Below are 6244 nucleotides of genomic sequence, written 5' to 3'. Positions count from 1 at the left end.
CCGATGTGACCGTCAACCTGGCAAGCCAGACTGGCTCAGCAAGCAGCGACGACTTTGGCACCATGGTGGTGACTACCGCTGATGGCACCGTTGTCAATCCAAATACAGATGGCAGCTACACCATCCCAGCAGGTCAAACGAACCTAACAGTCACTATCCCAACGACCAACGATACGGTCTTTGAAGGTAATGAAGACTTTACGGTAATGGCGACGGCTGGCGACGGCACAGTGGGCAGTGATACTGGCACCGCGACCATTCTAGATAATGACGCGCCACCAACAATCACATCGATTCAAGGTAGTGTTGTTTCTGAAGAGGGATTGGCCGACGGTATTGCAGATAGTCAGGGTTCTTCTGATACGACTAACTCAGCCTCAGCAAGCGGTTCGTTTGTAGTAGGAGACGTTGATAGTGACACACTTTCTGTGTCTCTAACTGGTCCTACAGGATTAATGAGTGGTGGTGAATCTATCGTATGGAGTTGGGATGCGACATCTCAAACACTTGTCGGTTCGACAAGTAGTTTAGGAACCGTGGCAGAAATTTCATTATCTGAGCCAAATACGTCAGGTGAAGGGACGTGGAATTACGATATAGTTCTTTCTTACCCGATTGATCATCCAGATGCTACGGTTGAGGATACTGTTACATTTAACCTTGGCATCGTTGTTTCAGATGGGCAGGTCGCTTCTACGGGTGACTTAACCATTGTGGTAGAAGACGATAGACCAGTAGTAACAGACAGCTCTGCAGTTAATGTTTCCTTATTGGGGCCAAACGAAACACCTATAGCAAGTTCTGAGGGGATATTGCAGGTTGAATTTGGTGCAGATGGTTTTGGAAGCCTTAAGTTAACGGGTGCTGAAAGTGGTTTGCAAACTGCTGATGGTTCTAATATCACTATTTCAATCGACTCTCAAAACCCGAATCGTTTACTTGGTCGCGATGAAAACGGAGAATTGGTATTTGACGTCCAATTAACTCCAGCGACAGGTAAATGGGAATATCTCCAGTATAAACCTATGACCAATCCACAAGGTGATGGGGATATTGATTTTACGTTTACTGTAGTTGATGGTGATGGAGATAGTGTCACAGGAGCGTTTGCGGTTAATCCGTATATGCCTCCTTCAGTTGGTGATCTTGAGCTAAACGTCTCTGAAGAAGGGTTATCACTTGGAATCGTGGATGGTCAAGCATTGGAAGGTCATTCTGATACGACAAATAGTGTAACAGATGCTGGAACAGTTAGTTTAAGCGGTCATATTGCTGACGTTACGTTAGGCACTCCAACAGGTACACTGACAAGTGATGGTGCTACGGTAACATGGACATTGTCATCGGATGGTAAAACGCTAACAGGTAGTGCTTCAGGTGAAGATGTTATTACTATTAGTGTTGACAATAATGGCCAAGTTTCTACGCAGCTAAGTGGCGGTATTGATCATTCTAACGCCAATGGTGAAGATTCATTAACCATTAATGTGCCTATTAATGTGGAAGATCAGGCTGGTATCAATGCTTCTGGTAATATTGCGATTAATGTCGAAGACGATTCGCCTGTTGCTGAGCGAATTCACCATGATGTTGATGCAGAAACCAAGGTTGGCGCAAATGTACAGCTTGTACTAGATACGTCCGGTTCAATGAAATTTGATGCTGGTAATGGAAAGACGCGATTGAGTGTAATGAAAGAAGCAGTTTCAGATTTATTACATCAGTATGAAGCATTAGGTGATGTTCAGGTTCAAATCATAATTTTTCATACCGCAAACAGGATATTTTACAATGGAGATAGTACGTGGTTTAGTGTTGATGAGGCTCTAGAACTTATAAATACGTTTGGTGCTTGGGGTAATACAGATTATGATGGAGCTCTAGCCTCTGCAGAGTTTGCATGGGAGCAAGGGATGCATGATAAAATTCCCAATGCTACTAATGTGAGTTATTTTATGTCTGATGGAGATCCCACGGGATATAATGCTCTTAACTCTGCTGAAGTTGCTAATTGGACAGAACACTTAAAAGAAAACGATGTCACTGCATTATCCTATGGAATAGGAACAGATTTGTATACTAGTCAACTAGATCTAGTCGCTTATGATGGCTTCTTAGAAGTTGATAGCGACGCAATTATGGTTCCAGATGTTAATGACTTACCTCCAGTCTTACTTCAGTCCGTAGTTCAAGACGTAGGTGGTAACTTGTTGTCTTCTCACTCTGGTGGTGATGGGGCTATCGTGAAATCAATTACGATTGAAGGGGTAACATTTACTTTTAATGGCTCTTCTGTATCGCAATCTGGAACGAGTTCGATGATTTCGTCGCACTTTGATAGCACGACAAACACACTTTCTATTTATGTTGACTCTAAGCATTCATTAGTAATCGATATGGACGATGGTAACTACACGTTCTATGGCGCAGCTGATGATAGACCTGTTGAAGTTAACTTCAATTACAAACTGGAAGATAACGACGGTGACAGCAGTGAAAGTATATTATCCTTCGAAATTGATGGCGTGAACGTTACGCCTGATATTAAGTCTGAAGGTGATGTAGTTGATACCGTTCAAATTGTTCACGCAAACTCGTCAAGCGAGTATGCGTATTGGTCAACTTCAGGAATCAGTGGCACAGGTGCGACAACTGAAAGCTTCACACATCAAGAAACGATCAATGGAATGGTGGTTGATGTGGGTGCTGCGGGTGATGACGTCTTTATGGGTTCGGGTGATGACACCATTTATCTTGGTGATAGCCATGCAAATATTGATGACCATGAACAAGCCAAAATCAAACAAGATAATGCCCAAACTGTGTTGGAAACATTCTCGAAAGGTAACGATAGTGATTTCCTTGAAGACTCCAATGTCGAAGACAGTGCTATGAGCATTTCCGGAACCAGCAATGCCTTTGTCGACTTAGGTCATGGAGGCGGTGGCGATGACCATATTTATGGTCAAGGCGGCGTTGACATTATGTTTGGTGGTTCGGGTGACGATGTGCTCGATGGCGGTGAAGGCAACGACGGTTTACGTGGTGGCAGTGGTAACGACAGGCTCGTTGGAGGAGCAGGTAACGACATCTTAATTGGTGGAACGGGTGATGACCTGCTCACTGGTGGTGAAGGGTACGACATTTTCAAATGGGTAGATGAACCATTCTCTGTTCATGAAGATGTCATCACAGACTTCAATCGTCAGCAAGATCAAATAGATTTGTCTGAACTTCTAACTGAAGACGAGACCATGGATGATCTATTGGCGAGTACTAATGTTTCTGTAGAAGGTGATATTAACTCATCATCAGCAGATCTGAAGTTAACGGTTGAACATGATGGGGATACACAAGTTATTGTTCTTCAAGATGCTGCGAGCCAATTCTCTGATTATATCAGTAGTAATGATATGGCTGGTTTGTTAAACGAACTGGTTTCAGTCAAAAATGTAGACTAAATAAAAAGGGCCGAAAGGCCCTTTTTATTGTTTATTCGTTCACTGCAACTTCCATTAAAGAACTTTGCACGCGAAGCCTTTTAGGTAAAAGCCTTCTGGATATGCGGAATCAGTCAAATGATCAGCCGCTTGTTCAAAACGTTCAACAAACTTAACACTTCTTCCTGCATCAACGGCGGCATCGGCGATAACTTTTTGGAACAGATCTGCACCCATCAAGCCCGAGCATGAGTAGGTTAGGAGGGTACCGCCAGGCTTTAGGATTTGCATAGCAAGCATGTTGATATCTTTATAACCATTAGCGCCTGATGTTAGGTTTTGTTTTCCTGAAACAAACTTTGGTGGGTCCATGATGACAACATCAAACTTAGTACCTTGATCTCGATATTCACGTAGCAGTTTAAATACATCAGCATTTAAGAACACAGCACGTTTTTTTGAAATATCAAATTCGTTCAGCTCGGCATTGTATTTTGCAGTATCAAGGGCTGGTTGAGATACGTCCGCATTAATAACACGTTTTGCTCCACCTTTAAGAGCATAGAGGCCAAAGCCACCCGTATAAGAGAAGCAGTTTAGTACTTCTTTACCTTCAACATATTTCATTGATTGCTGACGGCTGTCTCGCTGATCTAAATAGAAGCCAGTCTTGTGTCCCTCAACGATATCAACGCTAATCTTTACGCCATTTTCTTCGATAACAACAGATTTTGGGGGCTCATCGCCAAATAGTACGCCAGTCGTTTCTTTCAGTCCTTCTTTCTTACGTACTGCAACATCAGAACGTTCATAAACACTACAACTTGGGAAAACTTCTTTTAATGCTTCAACCAGTAGAGACTTATTGTACTCAGCGCCTGCACTTAGTAATTGGCAAACTAAAAAATCTTGGTACTTATCAATGGTTATCCCTGGTAAGCCATCAGATTCTGCTGCTATCAATCGGTATCCTGTTAGCCCATCTCGTTGAATAATATCTTCACGAAGAAGCTGTGCATCATGAATCCGTTTGATAAAAAATGCCTTATCGATTTGGCATTTTTCAAAACTCCATACGCGAGCTCGAATTTGTGAATGGGGTGAGTATGCTGCTTTTGCAAGCCACTTTCCGTCATGAGCAAAAACATCGACGGTTTGGCCTAATACAGGTTCGCCTTCGACTTTACTAATACCTCTTGAGAAAACCCATGGGTGTTTGCGACGAAGAGATTTATCACGGCCTTTTACTAGGTAGATTGCTGGCGTCATTGTTATGCTCGGTTGGTTGTTCGAAAAGGTGGGGTATTTTCATTGAACTGCTTATGAAAAGCAAATAAAAGAGCCACCTTAGCGGTGGCTCTTTTAGTTATGCTCGTAGTCCGGTTAAAAGTGATTCCATGGAATTGCTCTGAGCTCTTAGCTGCTCAATGTTATTGTTCGTGGAGCTGATCATGTCACAAATCATATTAGATTGATTCCGCACTTCTTCGACACTTGCTGCAATGTTGTCTGCTACGACGCCTTGCTCTTCTGCGGCAGTAGCAATTTGGATACTGCTATCAGAAATACTCTGGTTTTTATCTGCTAGTGAACCTATTTCAGTGTTAACTTCACTCATCAATTTTTGGCCAGTATTAGCACTCGTGACAGTTGTTTCCATTAAACGTGTCAGTGACTGACTGTTACGCTGAAGCGCCTCGATCATCGATTGGATTTCAACCGTTGACTGTTGAGTTCTACCTGCAAGCGCGCGAACTTCGTCTGCAACGACTGCAAATCCGCGCCCTTGTTCACCTGCTCGTGCTGCTTCTATCGCGGCATTAAGAGCCAGAAGGTTAGTTTGTTCTGAAATACCATTAATTGCCGTGATGACTTCATCGATTTGGGCTGCATTTGCATCAAGTTCTGCGACTGCCTCTGAGGCCGATTGTATTTCGCGAGACAGTTCTGATATGGACCCTAAAGTGTGACCGACTTTTTCTTGGCCTTGCTCAGCGACACGGCGAGCATCATCCGTTTGAGAGCTTGAATCATGGGCTAAGTTAGCCACTTCTCGTATGGTGGAAGCCATTTGCTCCGTTGCACTTGCTAGTGAATTGAGATGTTCCTGCTGATGACTTGATACCTCGGAACTTTGTTGTGTCGATACATTTAAATCTGAACTAATTTGTTGCATCAATGCAATGGATTCTTGAATTGAACGGACTAAGTTCTGTTCGCGATCTGCTACTTTATCAATGGTAATAGCGATGGTGCTGAATTCATCTCTGACAGCAAAATAGTTCATGCGATTTGTGAGATCACCTTCAGCCAATGTGTTGAGAGCTTTGTTCATCGCAAACATTGCACCACCAATGAATGTCATGATGTAGTAAACACCCATTGCGATGATACTTAGTGTAACGAGAATTATAGTGATATGCGTGGTATTCAGTGCACCCCATAAACTTTGTTTATGACTGGCAACTATACTAAAAGCACCATTGGAAACTGAAATTGCACCGGAACCACTACCAAGAGAAATCGTATCTGAAGTGGCTAAGATATTTACAACTTGTTGTTTTGTCAGATCGCCAGCTTCAATGAGATCGCGCATCAATATGAGTTCATCTTTATACAGGTAATCAATGAGGCCGTTTGTGGCATTGTTTAGTACGGCAGTTAATATGATGAGCGCCAATACAGGGAGCAAGAAGAGCAAATAAAACTTTTCTTGTATTTTAAGATGAATGAGGTATTTGTCGATCCAACGAAACGATATTTCTTTCATAATATTTACTTCCAGGAGAGGCCCGCTTTCCTTC

General features: G+C 42.8%; 3 protein-coding genes. 1 reads left to right on the top strand and 2 read right to left on the bottom strand.

All coding sequences use genetic code 11. The annotated features are described in order from the left end of the window. The coding region (locus tag ACQEXS_RS15230; protein ID WP_427014401.1) for a VWA domain-containing protein at positions 1 to 3461 on the top strand (3461 nt) is incomplete at its 5' end. A gap of 54 nt (positions 3462 to 3515) precedes the next feature. Here the strand turns inward: ACQEXS_RS15230 and ACQEXS_RS15225 are convergent. Both ACQEXS_RS15225 and ACQEXS_RS15220 read right to left on the bottom strand, forming a co-directional pair. Continuing rightward, positions 3516 to 4709, bottom strand: coding sequence for a class I SAM-dependent methyltransferase (locus ACQEXS_RS15225; protein WP_427011125.1), 1194 nt, complete (start codon positions 4707 to 4709; stop codon positions 3516 to 3518). A 97-nt stretch (positions 4710 to 4806) separates the two neighbouring features. Next, positions 4807 to 6210, bottom strand: coding sequence for a methyl-accepting chemotaxis protein (locus ACQEXS_RS15220; protein ID WP_427014400.1), 1404 nt, complete (start codon positions 6208 to 6210; stop codon positions 4807 to 4809). Between the last annotated feature and the right edge of the window lie 34 nt (positions 6211 to 6244).

It is taken from the genome of Vibrio sp. TRT 17S01, from assembly GCF_050113695.1.
GTDB lineage: Bacteria > Pseudomonadota > Gammaproteobacteria > Enterobacterales > Vibrionaceae > Vibrio.
This window is presented reverse-complemented; position numbering and strand designations above follow the sequence as displayed.